General features: G+C 61.4%; 14 protein-coding genes. 5 read left to right on the plus strand and 9 right to left on the minus strand.

Annotated features, from left to right (window positions below):
* Positions 1 to 146: 146 nt before the first annotated feature.
* The 5 genes from HMPREF2698_RS07190 to HMPREF2698_RS07210 all read right to left on the minus strand — a co-directional run bounded on the left by HMPREF2698_RS07190 (position 147) and on the right by HMPREF2698_RS07210 (position 6,728).
* Complete coding sequence (locus HMPREF2698_RS07190) at positions 147 to 1,106, minus strand: hypothetical protein (RefSeq protein WP_070563269.1); 960 nt, start codon at positions 1,104 to 1,106, stop codon at positions 147 to 149.
* Positions 1,107 to 1,176: 70 nt separating this feature from the next.
* A complete protein-coding gene (locus HMPREF2698_RS07195) occupies positions 1,177 to 2,307 on the minus strand; it encodes an aminotransferase class I/II-fold pyridoxal phosphate-dependent enzyme (RefSeq protein ID WP_070563272.1) in 1,131 nt (376 codons plus the stop codon).
* Positions 2,308 to 2,946, minus strand: coding sequence for a DUF3239 domain-containing protein (locus HMPREF2698_RS07200; protein ID WP_070563275.1), 639 nt, complete (start codon positions 2,944 to 2,946; stop codon positions 2,308 to 2,310).
* A 4-nt stretch (positions 2,947 to 2,950) separates the two neighbouring features.
* The gene (locus HMPREF2698_RS07205; protein WP_070563278.1) at positions 2,951 to 4,588 is read right to left on the minus strand and encodes a DNA repair helicase XPB; all 1,638 of its coding nucleotides are present in this window, start codon (positions 4,586 to 4,588) and stop codon (positions 2,951 to 2,953) included.
* Positions 4,589 to 4,625: 37 nt separating this feature from the next.
* Entirely contained in the window at positions 4,626 to 6,728 is a 2,103-nt protein-coding gene (locus tag HMPREF2698_RS07210) for a helicase-associated domain-containing protein (protein ID WP_070563496.1), read from the minus strand.
* A 93-nt stretch (positions 6,729 to 6,821) separates the two neighbouring features.
* Here HMPREF2698_RS07210 and HMPREF2698_RS07215 point away from each other — a divergent pair, with 93 nt between their 5' ends.
* The gene (locus HMPREF2698_RS07215; protein WP_070523044.1) at positions 6,822 to 7,007 is read left to right on the plus strand and encodes a hypothetical protein; all 186 of its coding nucleotides are present in this window, start codon (positions 6,822 to 6,824) and stop codon (positions 7,005 to 7,007) included.
* A gap of 141 nt (positions 7,008 to 7,148) precedes the next feature.
* Here the strand turns inward: HMPREF2698_RS07215 and HMPREF2698_RS07220 are convergent, their stop codons facing one another.
* The gene (locus HMPREF2698_RS07220; protein ID WP_246819453.1) at positions 7,149 to 7,751 is read right to left on the minus strand and encodes a TetR/AcrR family transcriptional regulator; all 603 of its coding nucleotides are present in this window, start codon (positions 7,749 to 7,751) and stop codon (positions 7,149 to 7,151) included.
* Between the two features lie 112 nt (positions 7,752 to 7,863).
* Between HMPREF2698_RS07220 and HMPREF2698_RS07225 the strand changes: the two genes are divergently transcribed.
* Positions 7,864 to 8,820: an ABC transporter permease gene (locus HMPREF2698_RS07225; protein ID WP_232748464.1), complete on the plus strand. Its 957-nt coding sequence runs from the start codon at positions 7,864 to 7,866 to the stop codon at positions 8,818 to 8,820.
* A gap of 101 nt (positions 8,821 to 8,921) precedes the next feature.
* Here HMPREF2698_RS07225 and HMPREF2698_RS07230 read toward each other — a convergent pair whose 3' ends face one another.
* Positions 8,922 to 9,572 carry a resuscitation-promoting factor Rpf1 domain-containing protein gene (locus HMPREF2698_RS07230; protein WP_070523053.1) on the minus strand — a complete coding sequence of 217 codons (651 nt, stop codon included), beginning with the start codon at positions 9,570 to 9,572 and terminating at the stop codon, positions 8,922 to 8,924.
* A 524-nt stretch (positions 9,573 to 10,096) separates the two neighbouring features.
* On the opposite strand from HMPREF2698_RS07230, the gene HMPREF2698_RS07235 reads away from it, so the two are divergent.
* Positions 10,097 to 10,477, plus strand: a complete 381-nt coding sequence (locus tag HMPREF2698_RS07235) for a cold-shock protein (RefSeq protein WP_070523056.1) — start codon at positions 10,097 to 10,099, stop codon at positions 10,475 to 10,477.
* Positions 10,478 to 10,604: 127 nt separating this feature from the next.
* Here HMPREF2698_RS07235 and HMPREF2698_RS07240 read toward each other — a convergent pair whose 3' ends face one another.
* Together HMPREF2698_RS07240 and HMPREF2698_RS07245 are read right to left on the minus strand one after the other, a co-directional pair.
* Positions 10,605 to 11,186 carry a DUF2771 domain-containing protein gene (locus HMPREF2698_RS07240; protein WP_070523059.1) on the minus strand — a complete coding sequence of 194 codons (582 nt, stop codon included), beginning with the start codon at positions 11,184 to 11,186 and terminating at the stop codon, positions 10,605 to 10,607.
* An 11-nt stretch (positions 11,187 to 11,197) separates the two neighbouring features.
* The gene (locus HMPREF2698_RS07245; protein ID WP_101736171.1) at positions 11,198 to 12,103 is read right to left on the minus strand and encodes a glutaminyl-peptide cyclotransferase; all 906 of its coding nucleotides are present in this window, start codon (positions 12,101 to 12,103) and stop codon (positions 11,198 to 11,200) included.
* 56 nt (positions 12,104 to 12,159) lie between these two features.
* Between HMPREF2698_RS07245 and HMPREF2698_RS07250 the strand changes: the two genes are divergently transcribed.
* Positions 12,160 to 12,789: a DUF3027 domain-containing protein gene (locus HMPREF2698_RS07250; RefSeq protein ID WP_319803319.1), complete on the plus strand. Its 630-nt coding sequence runs from the start codon at positions 12,160 to 12,162 to the stop codon at positions 12,787 to 12,789.
* 126 nt (positions 12,790 to 12,915) lie between these two features.
* Complete coding sequence (locus HMPREF2698_RS07255; protein ID WP_070523067.1) at positions 12,916 to 14,319, plus strand: NCS2 family permease; 1,404 nt, start codon at positions 12,916 to 12,918, stop codon at positions 14,317 to 14,319.
* Positions 14,320 to 14,329 lie beyond the last annotated feature (10 nt).

The following is a 14,329-nucleotide window of genomic DNA, read 5'->3' on the forward strand; positions in this document are numbered from 1 at the left end:
GGGAGAGTAAGAAACCGCCGACACCAAACAACAAACAACAACTCAATACAAACAACGAAGAGACCGTTAAAGCACCATCACTGCTTTAACGGTCTCTTTCCCGTTTTCACAACGCGGCAGCAACTAGGTGGTATCGCCGCGGACTTCTATTGAAGGGGCCATTCGTTATGGACCAAGCTCTTGCTGTTCAAAGGAGAACCAACAAATGGGATAGCCTCACCGTTCCACTCGATTCTCAGTGCAAAGCCGTCCTCTTGACGGTATTTGAGGCGGATGACCGCTAGTTCGAATTCTTGTCCGTAGGACTGTTGCTCGATGAGCGCAACTGCACTTTTGTGGACCTCGCGGCGAGGGATAGGGGCGATCCGATAGCTGCCGTTATTCCAGCAGAAGATCGCGTCAACTTGGCGGAGGGAGGTACCTCCCGTTGCTTTGCGCACGACAAAGTTCATGGCGAAACCGTCCCAGTCTCCACTGGAGGTCTGGTTGAAAAGCTGAATGGATGGTTTGACGTCGTTGATGAGTTGCTTGACTAATCCTCCATCGTCGCCGTTGGTGCCATTCCCATAGGCTGCGGGTGGTATGGCGTAGTCCAAAGCCGGGTAGGAGAACTGGCCAGATTGTGCGTTCTTGTGGCTCTGGTCTTTCAAATCTTGTGCAATGGGAGAGAGTTCCTCGAGGCTACTCGGTGGAGTGTAGTGGTCCGGGTAGTCTTTTCGGTCATACGTAAAGCTATCCAGCTTGTAGTCATAGCGCACGGCCAGCAACGTTGCCACGATGTTGCTTGCGTTGAAAGCCTCCTGTGCTTGCTGCAGGCCATGCAGTTCACCCGCAAAGTTGGGCGGAAAGAGGTCTAGCAACAGATTCTGGTGAATGCGTTCGTGCGCTTCGCTATAGCGCAGAACGCTGTCAAAGGGCGGAGCACCCTTGATTTCAGCGACATTGACGCAGATGAAGCCGGCGTCCTTTTGCCAGACGGCGAAGAAGGTGATGGACTCGACGTTCTGTTCTTTGATGGTTGGGTCTGTGACGAATGAATGACGTACCGCCAGCTCGAATCTCTCCGTGGGAGAGCCGAAGCCGTATTCATAATGTTGCTGTGACATGTGAGCCACAATACAGAGATTTGCCCCGTTCCGGTCGGGGATGCTGGTGATAGAGCCCCGGAGAGCTTTCCTAGCAATTGGGCATCAGACGGCGAACCGCTTCGCGGATGATTTCCGGACGCTTGCAGAAGGCAAAGCGAACCTTGGACTTCCACGGCTCTGGGTTGTCCGTGAAGGCGGCCAGCGGGATAGCGGCCACGCCCTTCGTTGCGGGCAACTGCATGCAGAAGTCCACGCCGGTCATGCCGGTGGGGGAGATATCGGCAACCACGTAGTAGGTGCCGCCGGTGTCGTGGACGTGGAATCCCAGCTGCTCTAGGCCTTCTACAAGGATGCTGCGGCACTCTGCAAGCTCAAACACCATGCCGTCCAGCCATTCTTGTTCATAACGCAGGGCATGCGCCACGGCGGGCTGGAAGGGCGTGGTGGAGACGAAGGTGGTGAACTGCTTGGCTTTGATGACGCCGTCGAGAAGCTTAGGCTCCGCAATGGCCCAGCCGGTCTTCCACCCGGTGCAGTTGAAGGACTTGGCGGCAGAAGACACCGTGACGGTGCGTTCGGCCATCCCCGGCAGGGAGGCGATGCTGACGTGCTCGGCGCTGCCGAAGGTGAGGTTTTCGTAGACTTCATCGGCCAACACAAGGAGGTCCTTTTCCACGCAGAGCTCGGCAAGCTCGGTGAGTGCCTCGCGGGAGAAGACCGAACCGGTTGGGTTGTGCGGGGTATTGATGATGACCATGGCGGTCTTGTCCGTCACGGCAGCACGTACCGCAGCAACGTCGATGTCCCAGCTGTTGCCGGATTCCTTCAGGGGGGCGGGGATGCGGGTGGCGTCGGCAAGCGCGATGGCGGCGATATAGGCGTCGTAATAAGGCTCGAGGACGATGACCTCCTGGCCGGGCTCCACGAGGCCCAAGACTGTTGCGGTGATGGCCTCGGTAGCACCGGCGGTGACCACGACGTGATCCTGCGGCACGGAGTAGGTCTCCGCGATGGCGTCGACCAGTGCTGGGACCCCGCGCAGGGGAGCGTATTGGTTATTGCCGCCGGCGATATTCTCCTGGGCAATCTCCAGCATGCGCCGTGGGCCATCGCTATCGGGGAAACCCTGGCCCAAGTTCACCGCGTCATGCTCCACGGCAAGCGCGGTCATCGTGGCAAAGATGGTTTCGTCAAATTCTTGAAGCCTGTGAACAGTCATTTAAAGCACCAACAGATCGTATTTCGTAGCCTTCACAACAGAAAGACGCTTGCGTGCGCGCTCGAGGCGCTGCCACTGATCCTCCGGAATGGACTTGCGGGCAATCGTCACGGTTTCCGCATCCGGGGTGCCCCAGGCAATCGGCATCGGGGTGATCTGCTGCCAGTGGTCTTTATCGCTTGAGCTGCGCTGGCCGGAGACCGCGGCCACCGGGACCTTGGTGCCCACGGTGCGCTTGATGCCTGGAATGCTCGTGACCGTGCGCAGACATGCGCCCCACCGCGGCGGCGCCTTCGGGTCAACATTGGTGTTCACCAAGGCCATGAGGACCATGTCACGCTCGTTAACCTCCGCTACCACGGCCGGGGCAAGCGGATAAGAGTCATAGAGCTTTTGCGCCGTGCCGACCTTTCGCGAGGCCATGATGCCAACAACGGCGCAAAAGATTCCGAAGAGCACCATGCCGACGGCCAGCGTGATGCGCCAGACGGCATCCATGCCGAAGTAAACGGCGAGGGCACCGAGGATAAGAACCAAGCCCATGATGAGGCCGGAATTGCGCAGGCGCGAGGAATCACGCAGGAGCTCGTTGTTCTTCTTGGCAAAGTCTTCGTTGACTTCAAACTTGAAAATCTTCATCAGCTCACAAGTCTACTTCGTCCACCAGCCGGTAGGCATAACCTTGCTCGGCCAAAAAGCGCTGGCGGTGCATGGCGTATTCCGCATCGATGGATTCGCGCGCCACGAGAGTGTAGAAGGTGGCCTCCTGCCCGTCCTTCTTCGGGCGCAGCAGGCGGCCCAAGCGTTGGGCTTCCTCCTGGCGGGAGCCAAAGGTGCCGGAGACCTGGATGGCCAGGGCAGCCTCGGGAAGGTCGATGGAAAAGTTCGCCACCTTGGACACCACGAGGGTGGGAAGCTCGCCCTCGCGGAATTGCTGGAAGAGCTTTTCGCGATTGGCGGTGGAGGTCTTGCCGTCGATTACCGGTGCGTTGAGGTGCTCACCGAGCTCCTCCAGCTGGTCCACGTAGGCGCCGATGATCAGTGCCTGCTGGCCTGCATGTTTCTTCAGCAGCTTGTCGACGGCCCGCAGCTTCGCGCCTGCCGATGCCGCAATCCGATAGCGCTCCCGCGCTTGTGCCGTGGCATAAAGCAGGCGTTCCTCCTGCGTCATGTCGACGCGCACCTCGACGCAGTCCGCGGTGGCGATATAGCCGGCGGATTCCAGTTCCTTCCACGGCGCGTCATAGCGCTTGGGCCCGATAAGTGAGAAGACATCGCCCTCGCGGCCGTCCTCGCGGATGAGTGTGGCGGTCAGTCCTAAGCGGCGTCGCGATTGCAGGTCGGAGGTCATGCGGAAAACTGGGGCCGGCAGGAGGTGCACTTCGTCGTAGATAATAAGGCCCCAGTCATGGGAATCGAAGAGCTCGAGCGCGCGGTATTCGCCCTTGGTCTTGCGGGTGACCACCTGGTAGGTGGCGATGGTGATGGGCTTGATTTCCTTCTTCTCACCCGAATACTCACCGATCTCCTCGGGCGTGAGGCTGGTGCGGCGCAGCAGCTCATCGCGCCATTGGCGCCCAGCTACGGTGTTGGTCACGAGGATGAGCGTGGTGGCCTGTGCTTTAGCCATGGCGGCAGCACCGACGATGGTCTTGCCCGCGCCACAGGGCAGGACCACGATGCCGGAGCCACCGGACCAGAAGGATTCGGCGGCATACTGCTGATAATCCCGAAGCTCCCAGTCCACCTCCTCCGTGCTCAGCGCGATGGGATGGGATTCGCCGTCGACATAGCCGGCGCGGTCATCGGCGGGCCAGCTGGCTTTGAGCAGCTCTTGTTTGAGCCGCCCGCGAGCGGAGGGCGGCACGGCGATGGTGCTGTCATCGATGCGCGGGCCCAGAAGTTCGCTGACTTTTTTGGTGCGCGTGAGCTCTTCTAGGATGACGGGCTCGTCCGATTCGAGGATGAGACCGTGGGCTGGGTGGGCCAACAGGCGCACGCGGCCGTAGCGCGACATGGTCTCGGCGACGTCGATCAGCAGCGCCTGCGGCACCGGGAAGCGGGAGTAGTTCTCCAGAACGTCGACGACTTGCTCGGCATCGTGCCCGGCGGCGCGCGCATTCCACAGGGCTAGCGGGGTGATGCGATAGGTGTGAATGTGCTCGGGCGCGCGCTCCAGCTCAGCAAAAGGCGCGAGTGCTGCGCGAGCTTCGTTGGCTTGGGGGTGATCCACCTCGAGGAGGACAGTCTTGTCCGATTGGACGATGAGCGGTCCGGGCATGTCTGGGGCCTTTCTACTCTGTGCGTCAGGGAAGGGCTTAATCCCTGTCGGCGAAGCGGACGGAGGAAATGCGGTGTACCGGGAAACGCACGGGCTTGCCCGCTGCGCCTAGGGCATCAATGTAGCCGCCCTCAACGGAGAGCGGTGTCACGGTCACGGTGCGGAGATCGCCGCTTTTATCGGCATAGGAAATCACGATATCGGCGTGGAAGCGCGCGGCGGCGCGGGCCAGGGTGAGCGGATCCGGCTCCTCCTCCTGGTGTTGGCTCGGGTCCTGCGCTGACTTCTGCAAAGCCTGAAGCGCCTGCTCCACCGAGGCGGGCTCGCGCTTGCGCGGCTTCGTGCGGGGCGTGGGCAAAAGGTAGGGCTCGGGGGCGACGGTAAGGGAAGCGCCGGATTCATCCTCCGGGGTGGGGGATAGGCCCTTCGCTCGCAGCTTCTCCAGCAACTCGCCCACGCGCAGCTGCGATACCGCGACGGTGGGCGCGAGCAGGCGCAGACCGGGAACGGATGCGACGGCAAGCTCCAGCAGCGCGGGGTCCTCGCTGCGAAGGTACGAGAGCGCTGGCCCGCTGCGGAGGGTGCCATGGCGCTTGGCGACGTCCCCGATGGCAAACCCCAACGCCTGCGGCACGCCCGTCGGGCAATGCGTTTCCAAAAAGTCGGTCATTTCCTGGGCGGTCAGACCCTGGTCCATGCCACGGCGAATGGTGGACTCGCTGATGCGGTACACGCTGGCCAAGCCTGGGGATTCGAGGTCCGCCAGGGAGGCGAGGGTGCGGTGCGTGTCTGGCTCAAGGGGGCCGGGCACGAGGACGGTGAGATCTTGTTGGATGATGAATTCGCTGACGGTATCGGGGACGAGGCTGGCGGCCGCGGCGGAATCAGCCAGCACGCGGGTGGCTTTGCCCAGTGCAATGGCACCGATCCATTCGGCTTCGGCGCGCAGATTCTCAATGGTCAGCGTGCGCGTGTGGCTGGCAAAGAGAGGGGAGCGAAAGCGCAGATCCTCCCAGAACTCTTCGCTGTTCAGCGCGACGGCGGAGTGAGCGTAGACACCCAGGACGAAGCTACGGAAGCGCGGCAGGCGGCGCACTGCGCTGTCGTCTGCGAGCACCCGAGTATCGCTCCATGTGGCCCAGGGGGAGGTACGCCAGGCGTCGAGAAGAATGCGCCACTTCTCCCCGAGATCGGCCTCGAGCCAGTCCTGGGAGCCGGTGGTGGGGGCGAGGAAATGGCCCTCTAAGCCATCAGGTTCGCCGCGGTGGAGAAGCCGGGCGTGGTGTCCTAGAGCAATAAGCCGCCCGACTTCTTCTTTATCCAAGTCGAGGTCCTTCGCCAACTGGTTGAGCGGGCGAACGCCCACCGAAGAATCCTTGAGCAGCGCGACCGGGTGGCTACCGAGCAACTCGATGAGCCTCTCCATGCCGCGCACGGCCTCGAGGCCCGCCGCGGCACCGGCGTCGTCTGCCTTTGAATCCGGTTCCGGGGTGCCGGCGCGTCCTGAAGGAGTGGTGGGGATGGGCGGGGTTGCGTCCCCAACCAGTGCACGGGCGAGCGCGCGCGGCAGGCGTACCGAGTGGGCATTGATGCGCTCCAAGAAACCTTTGGCCAGCAGGCGCTTGGCGGGGTCGTCAGAGTTGATATCCGGCTCGGTGTCAGTGGTGTATCCCACGCCATCGCCCTTGGCCAAAGCGTCGAGGATGTGGCGCTCTTCTGGAATGAGCGCTTCGATGTCTTGTGCGTCGAACTCGACTTGATTGCGCAGCGACCAGCCGGTGGGAAGCGAGCCCATGACGGCGGTGACGATGCGCACCTGCGGGGCGTTGCCGAAGACGAGGCCGCGCTCCTTGAGCTGTTTCGTGATTGCCGGGTTGGTGTCTTCCACCATGTCGACTTCGCCGCCGCGTTGTGCGATGTCCTCCAAGGCGGCGAGCTGCTCGGCGTTGCTTGCCGCCAAGGCATCCGCGACGTGCATCGGAAGTGTCAGGCGCGAGGCCAGCGCGTCGAAGTCCTTCGGTGCGGGGGAGAGAACATCGCTGCGGTTACTCAGCAGGGCGCGTAAGTCTTCAGCGGGTAGTTGGCTGAGCCATTCGCGGTAGCTCTCGGTGACGTGGGCGCGGTTTGAGGGGGAGGTCATGATGGCCATCAAGTTTAGTAGGCGGGGGAGGGATGGGGCCCTCGTTGGGTGATTAAGTTACTTTTCGGCGCAGGGTTTGGAATAATAAGGAGCATGTCGAATGAGAACAAAGGCTTCGTATCCCCGGCTTGGCCGAAGAACAGCCCCCGCGAGCACGTCATTACTGAGATCACTGCACCGTTTGCTGGCGCATCCAGCCCGTATGGTGACGATCTGATTCTGCCGATGCCGGCAGAGAAGCTGAACTACGTACACCCGTACACCCGCATCAACCGCTAAGTTGGCGCGCAGAAATCTGCGCTTCACTTAGCGAATGTGCTGAGCCTGACTGGCCTGCTTTCAGCCCCTCCGAGAATGTTCTCCTCGGTGGGGCTATACGTGTTTGTAATGTACTTGCGCCTCAACTAGTCGGCACGGGAACTAGTCGGCACGGGCTTGGGCTTTAAAGCCGTCGAGCAGCGTATCGATGAGCTGGGCTTGTATACCTGATAGGTAGTCGGTGCTCACTGGCGTTCTGGGCAGCGGGCGGGTGATGAGACCGATGCCGATGTGAAGTTCGAGTGGGGTGAGGGACTCGGGGCAGAGGCCTGCTTGCCGCGCGAGTTCGAACATCGGTTGGTAGATCGATTTCAGTTCTGCTGTGCGATGGGCAGCGATCTTCTGCGCGTCATCGTCTGAGAACGCAGCAGTGTTCATTTCGGCTGCCGCAGCTTGAACAACGGCGGCGAAGTTAAGGCCGGCGATGCGATGAATGATATCGCGCCAGGTGCCTTCGGGGTCCTCGTCGAAGCCTTGCAGGTGGCTGTCCACCTCTTCCTTGATGTTCGCTACCTCCGCGCTGGTGATGGCAACGATGAGGGAGAGCCGCTCGGGGAAGTGGCGTGAGACCGTGGCGACGCCCACGCCAGCTTTCTTGGCGATTGAGCGCATGGATACGCCCGGTCCCTCGGTGATGAGCAGCTGCCTGGCTGCTGCGACGATGGCTTGCTTGTTTTCTGCTGCATCTTGTCTCACGGCTTGCATCATATCAAACGGAACACTATGCTCCACTTTGTAAGTGAAACATCCTGTTCCGTTTGGAGGCTATGTAATGTCAGCGGTGAAAAGTCGGGAAAGAAAGCAGCCATCGGTTGCTGTGAAATCGATAGCTGCCATCGTGGGGATCCCCATCGTTATCGGTCTCATGCTGTGGGCATTCTTGGCGCCCACCTTTGCATCCGGGCCAGCCGGAGTGCCGATTGCGGTCTCTGTACCGGAGCCCATGCTCGATGGCATCTCGCAGAAGATTGAGAGCGCGGCTGGGGATGAGGCCCCGGAGATCGTCGTGAAGCACGGCGAGGCGGAGGTGCGAGACGCGGTGCTACAGCGTGAGGCTGTTGGCGGCCTCGCTATCTCTCCTCAGGGCGCGAATGCTTTCACGGCCGCGGGAAATGGTGCTCCCTACGTTGCGATGGTTGACGGTCTTGCGAGCCAGCTCGAGGCTCAGGGGATGACCGTGGAGAAGCGGGAGCTGGCACCGACGACGAAGGAGGACCCGCAGGCAAGCGGCATTGCATTGCTTGGCCTTCCGCTAGCTTTTGGTGGCATTATTTCCGCTGTCATTGCCACCTTTGCATTCCGTGGTAAGAAGTGGATCAAGATGGGAGTGCTCGTTGGTATCGCGCTGGTGGGTGCGCTTATTGCTACGTGGATGCTGCACTCGGTTTATGGAACCCTCGGTGGCAGCTTCGCTGCCGAGTGGATGGCCATCGCAGCGGGTATCCTTGCGACTTCTGCGGTAACCGCCGGCCTCGCGGGAGTGATGGGGGCCGCGGGCATCGGAATCGGTGCTGTGGCGACCATCTTCCTGGCGAACCCGCTGTCGGGTCTGGCGACGGGACCATGGCTGCTTCCTGCCGGGTGGTCGACGCTGGGGCAGTGGATGCCCATCGGCGCGACGGGCCACTTGGTCCGTTCACTGTCCTTCTTTGATGGCAATGGTGCCGTCCATGCGTGGTGGGCACTGGGGCTGTGGATCGTTGTCGGTCTAGTGTTGCTGGCCTTCGATAGGTCGCGCGCTAAGGAAGACGTTGCCGTTGAGGAAAAGGTTTAAGCAAAACCAAAAGAGACTGGATGGAGGACACCATCCAGTCTCTTTTTATGTAGTTAGAGTTTTGCCTCGATGTGCCGTGCTTGCACGGCGCTGCGCGCTGCTTAGCGTGCAGCCAGAACCTGTGCCAGCGGGTCGATGACGTGGCGGTTGGCGGAGTAGAAGGCGTTGAAGTCGTGGCGGTTTGCCTTGTACTGCTCGGTGAAGGATGCCGGGATCGTCAGGCCGTACTGGGTGGCGGTGTCCTGGATGAGGGAGTAGAGGGCGTCGGAAGCCAGCTCATCGGTGGGCTCCTCAGCGGCCTCCTGAACGGCCTGCGGGGCGTCAGCCGGAGCCTCCGGAGCGGTCTTCTCCTCGGCCGGGGCTGCGGCTGCGCTTGCATCACGCGGGGTCGGGGCGGAGTTCAGGCCCAGGCTTGCGGAGCAAGCCGGCCATGCGCCCCAACCCTGCTGTGCCAGGGTGCGCTCAGCAACAACGATCTGCTGCTCGCGGGTTGCCAGGTTAGCGGTCGGAGCGAACTCGCCGCCGCCGTAGGCCTGCCAGGTCTGAGCGTTGAACTGCAGGCCGCCGTGGTAACCGTTGCCGGTGTTGATGGCCCAGTTGCCGCCGGACTCGCACTGCGCGAGGCGGTCCCAATCGGAATCCGGTGCAGCGGCAGCGTTCGGTGCCATGATGGCTGCGGCGGCGCCCACGGCAACGGTGGAGGCGGCAAACTTGGTGGCGATGGACTTGTTCTTAGCGGAGTGGCGTCCCATTAAAGTATTCCTTCTCTAGGTTGTTCTTGCTTTCTCGCGCCCAGATGATGCCCAGTCCGGCATAGTGTCTTGCAGTTGATGTTCATAGTCATGCACATCATGTGCGGCCGCCTAGTGGAAGCCCGGACTGTGTCTGGGGCGAGACTTCCACGGCCGGTGGCCGAAGTGCCTGTGGGAAAGAGTAGCGGTTTATAACGAAACAGTCACGTTAAATGCTCCAAAACGGTAACAATCATGGCAATTTATCTATGTTTCCCCTGTTCGCGGCGGCAATGTTAGCTACATCACGCATGTTATGGGTGTGGTTGATGGGGTGAACCCTGGGGCAAGTTTCTCTGGCGGAGCGTGGGGAGGTTAAGATGTATCTCTTTATAAGTTCCACGGATAGTTCCTCCGCGCGGCCGCTTCAGTATTAATTACGCCGCGCCTCCTCGTCCCGGAATGCTTGCGGCCTATAGGCCTGGCGCATGGCAGCGCCTAAGCTTTCATAAGAGGAGAGACGGAAAGAAAGTGAGTGAAGAACCATGCCTATCGGCAAAGTGAAGTGGTATGACGCGGACAAGGGCTTCGGCTTTGTCAGCAACCCCGGCGATGAAGACGTCTACGTTGGCCGCAACGTGCTGCCCAAGGGTGTTGATGAGCTGTATCAAGGCCAGCGAATCGAGTTCGACTTCGCTGCTGGCCGTCGCGGCCCGCAGGCGCTGCGCGTGAAGGTCCTTGATTCCCCGCGCCGCCGTACCCCGGCCCGCAAGCCGGAGGAGCTGTCGAGCATGCTTTCCGACGTCATGACGTTGCTCGAAACCCAAGTACAGCCTGTGCTGAGCCAGGGCCGCTACCCAGATCGCAAGACCGGCCGTCAGGTGGCGGAGATTCTGCGCGCTATTGCCAAGGACTTGGATAGCTAAGGGGCGGCCTACATTCGTAGGCCGATGACTGAAAAGTGCCCTAGTTGCCAAAAGCTAGGCTGATTTTTCAATGATCAGCCCTAAGTTTGGCAGCTAGGGCACTTTGTCGATCGGTGGGGCAGGGGCGCTACTTCTCAGCTGGCGCGTCGCCCGTGGCCTTGGACTCCTTGAGTTCTTCATCCGTCATGGTGGACAGGGACCACACCGTCTGCATCGGGGTTTCCTCGCCATTGGCATCGTGGCCAATCATGAGCGTGGAAATCTCCACCACCATCAGCTTGGGGCGCTCACCGGTGGAGGCCTCAATCGGCGGCACAGAGCCGGGGATATCCAGCGAGGTGGTCTCGTTGGCGCCGTGAGAGGTGCTGTCATTGGCGGCCGGGTCATCATAGATGGACAGCACGGACCACTCGTGGTTAGAGATGGCCTCGGGGATCTCCAACTTCAGGGTGTCATCGGGGCCCACCGTGAGGTTGGGAACCTCGCCTTCCTTGCAGTCGGTGCCAGGCTCGCAGACGCTATAGGGTGCAACGTCAAGGGTGTCGGAGCCCACCGTAGCCGTGATGGTGACGTCCTGTGGCTCGGGGCCCGGGCGGTCATTCCTCCACTTTTGGAACAGCACCACCGCCACGACGATGACCGCCACGGCGATGATGAGCACCAGAAACTGCAGCAGCGACTTCTTCCTTGCTTGCTTCACGGTAGCCATGGCTGAGAATCCTACTCGAAGCGCACCCGGTACAGCTCATCCCAGAGCTTGCCGGTGATCCAAAACTCGTCGGTGCCCGGGATTCGGGCAATGCCGTTGAGGACGGCGTTGGGATCCGTAGAAGGGGAATGGTTGAGGTTTGCGGTATCGATCACGGCGGTGACAGCGCCGGATTCCGGGTCAATGCGCAGGATATCCTCGCTCATCCAGACGTTGGCATAGACCGCACCATCGACGCACTCAAGCTCGTTGAGGTTATCCACGGGGGAGCCGTCGAGGGTGACTTCGGTGCGCGGGCCGAGCTCTGCGAAGGTCTTCGGATCCAGGTGACGCAGCTTGGCGGAGCCGTCGGACAGGATGAGTTCGGATCCCGCGTTGCACAGGCCCCAGCCCTCGCCGTCATAGCTAGCGCGGTCCAGTTCCTCGAAGGTGGCGGAATCCCGCAGGAAAGCTGTCCCGGATTTCCAGGTCAGCTGCCAGATGCCGGCGTCGGTCTGCGTGATTCCCTCGCCGAAGAATGAGCTTTCAAGCGAGGTTTCCTCTTGCGGGGCCTCTGCACCCGGGCTGAGGCGCAGCAGGCGGGACTTGCCGTTGAGCCCGGTGCCGATCAGCAGGTTGCCATCGGGGTCAACCTCCAGGCCCTGGGTAAAGGTATCGGGCGGCAGGGGTACGGTGTCCAGGACGGTAACGCCCAAGCGCTCTGGGGAGCGTGCGCTTGGCGACGTCCCACCGTCCCCCTTCGACGAGGAAGACGACGTCGAAGAGGCAGACGACACCGAAGAGGCAGGCGACACCGCGCGATCGCCTGCGGGTTGGGAGGAACACGACGTGAGCGGTGCGAGGAGAGCGCCGGCGGAGAGAGCTGCAGCGAGTGCGCGAGATGCGAGAGTGAGGTGCGGGAGGGCCATGACTGTCATTGTGCACTATGCCTTGGTGCGTGATTAATAATGGGAGGGTGACTCGCAAGAAAAAGATGCATTCCCCGCTTCTCGACTCGACCGCCGTCGACTTGGCGCGCCGGGCTGTGGAAGAGGTAGGTGAGGGGGACGTCGGCAAGCACCGCGGCGTTGCCGGAGTAGGCCGCAACGTGGCCACTCACCGTTTCGACGCCCACGTGCCGGGCTATCCGGGGTGGGAGTGGCATGCTGTCGTCGCCTGCGCGGAGGGCTCGCGCACACCGACCGTTAACGAGGTCGCGCTCGTTCCCGGCGGCCAGGCCCTCCAAGCACCCGAGTGGGTGCCCTATTCCGAGCGCCTGCGCCCAGGGGACCTTGGCCCGGGCGACCTCATGCCGCCCGCGCCCGATGACGAAAGGCTTGATGAAGGGAAGCTTTCCGAGGCAGGCCTCAAGGAAGCCAAAGAGCGCTGGCGCAAGAAGTATGGGCCTAATTCGGAGATGGCGGCGCAGGCGCAGCTGCAGTGCAAAACCTGTGCTTTCTATCTCGAGCTGATGCCTAATTATGGTGTCTGTGCCAATGAATACTCGGCGGATGGGAAAGTGGTGCACGCCACCTATGGCTGTGGTGCGCATTCCGGCACGACCATCCGTGAGGAGGGATCGGAGCAGGAGCGTCCCTTTGATGATGAGAAGCCGATCTTTTAAGAGGCTCGCCTTGCTCCCCGCACGCAGCAACGACGCAGCGTGCGGGGTTTGCGTTTTAGTACCTGGATGGAGCACCCTTAGCAGGTAAAACTTCATTTCTCTAGATAGAAGGGGCGCTCTCTCACGATGAACGCAGCTATCGATCGCTATTTCAAGATTTCCGAACGCGGATCCACCGTGGGAACCGAGGTCCGCGCCGGCGTGGTCTCGTTCTTCGCGATGGCCTACATCATCCTCCTCAACCCTCTCATCCTGGGCACGTCCGCTGACGCTGCCGGTACCACCCTGGGCATCCCGCAGGTCGCCGCCGCCACCGCACTGGTGGCCGGCGTCATGACCATCGCCTTCGGCATGATCGCCCGTTACCCATTCGCCATGGCTGCGGGCCTGGGTATGAACACCTTCGTCGCCGTGACGATGGTTTCCCTCAACGGCCTGGAATGGCGCGAGGCGATGGGCCTCGTCGTCATCGAAGGCATCATCATCGTCCTGCTGGCCATCTCTGGCTTCCGCCAGGCCGTTTTCGATGCCATCCCGGCCTCCATGAAGGCGGCGATGGGCGTGGGTATTGGTATGTTCATCGCGCTCATCGGTTTCGTGGATGGTCACTTTGTCACCCGCGTCCCGGATGCCGCGATGACCACTGTTCCGGTGAGCCTGGGCGTTAACGGTTCGATCGCTACGTGGCCGGCCTTCGTCTTCGTCGTGGGCCTGATTCTCTCCGCCTTCTTCGTCATCCGTCAGGTCCGCGGCGGACTGTTCATCGGCATCGTCATTACCACCATCATCGCCATGATCATTCAGGCGCTGACCGGTTCCGAGGACTGGGGCATGGCCACTCCGGAGGTGCCCAGTTCCTTGGGTGGTCTGCCGGATCTCTCGATTGTGGGCCAGGTCGATCCGATCAGCGCCTTTACCAAACTCGGCGTGGTCTCCACGGTCTTGCTGATCTTCACCCTGCTGCTCACCAACTTCTTCGACGCCATGGGCACCATGAACGGCCTGGGCAAGCAAGCCAACCTCGTGGACGAGAAAGGCAACCTTCCGGAGATGAAGACCGCCCTGGTGGTTGAGGGCTTTGGCGCCGTTGCCGGTGGCGCCGGTTCGGTCTCCTCCAACACGGTGTTTGCGGATTCGGCGGCCGGCATCGGTGACGGTGCCCGCACCGGCCTGGCCAACGTAGTGACCGGTGTGATCTTCCTGCTGGCCATGTTCCTCACCCCGCTCTACGAGATCGTGCCCATTGAGGCAGCGGCCCCCGTCCTCGTCGTCGTGGGCGTGATGATGGCGGCACAGCTCAAGGACATCGAGTGGAACCGCATGGAGGAGGCCATCCCGGCCTTCCTGACCATCGTGGTCATGCCCTTTACCTACTCCATTGCTAACGGTATTGGTGTGGGCTTCATCGCTTATGCCCTGATGGCTACCTTTGCCGGCAAAGCCAAGAAGGTGCACTGGATCATGTGGCTCGTGGCCGCCCTCTTCGTGGTCTACTTCGCCATGGAGCCCATCAGCTCGCTGCTGGCTTAGCCCGCCTGGG

The organism is Corynebacterium sp. HMSC072A02, from assembly GCF_001810085.1.
Taxonomy (GTDB): domain Bacteria; phylum Actinomycetota; class Actinomycetes; order Mycobacteriales; family Mycobacteriaceae; genus Corynebacterium; species Corynebacterium hesseae.

Bases quoted from the DNA above. Each gene is read 5' to 3' on its own strand.
- HMPREF2698_RS07190 (WP_070563269.1), bottom strand. From the start codon at position 1,106: ATGTCACAGCAACATTATGAATACGGCTTCGGCTCTCCCACGGAGAGA.
- HMPREF2698_RS07195 (WP_070563272.1), bottom strand. From the start codon at position 2,307: ATGACTGTTCACAGGCTTCAAGAATTTGACGAAACCATCTTTGCCACG.
- HMPREF2698_RS07200 (WP_070563275.1), bottom strand. From the start codon at position 2,946: ATGAAGATTTTCAAGTTTGAAGTCAACGAAGACTTTGCCAAGAAGAAC.
- HMPREF2698_RS07205 (WP_070563278.1), bottom strand. From the start codon at position 4,588: ATGCCCGGACCGCTCATCGTCCAATCGGACAAGACTGTCCTCCTCGAG.
- HMPREF2698_RS07210 (WP_070563496.1), bottom strand. From the start codon at position 6,728: ATGACCTCCCCCTCAAACCGCGCCCACGTCACCGAGAGCTACCGCGAA.
- HMPREF2698_RS07215 (WP_070523044.1), top strand. From the start codon at position 6,822: ATGTCGAATGAGAACAAAGGCTTCGTATCCCCGGCTTGGCCGAAGAAC.
- HMPREF2698_RS07220 (WP_246819453.1), bottom strand. From the start codon at position 7,751: ATGCAAGCCGTGAGACAAGATGCAGCAGAAAACAAGCAAGCCATCGTC.
- HMPREF2698_RS07230 (WP_070523053.1), bottom strand. From the start codon at position 9,572: ATGGGACGCCACTCCGCTAAGAACAAGTCCATCGCCACCAAGTTTGCC.
- HMPREF2698_RS07235 (WP_070523056.1), top strand. From the start codon at position 10,097: ATGCCTATCGGCAAAGTGAAGTGGTATGACGCGGACAAGGGCTTCGGC.
- HMPREF2698_RS07240 (WP_070523059.1), bottom strand. From the start codon at position 11,186: ATGGCTACCGTGAAGCAAGCAAGGAAGAAGTCGCTGCTGCAGTTTCTG.
- HMPREF2698_RS07245 (WP_101736171.1), bottom strand. From the start codon at position 12,103: ATGACAGTCATGGCCCTCCCGCACCTCACTCTCGCATCTCGCGCACTC.
- HMPREF2698_RS07250 (WP_319803319.1), top strand. From the start codon at position 12,160: ATGCATTCCCCGCTTCTCGACTCGACCGCCGTCGACTTGGCGCGCCGG.
- HMPREF2698_RS07255 (WP_070523067.1), top strand. From the start codon at position 12,916: ATGAACGCAGCTATCGATCGCTATTTCAAGATTTCCGAACGCGGATCC.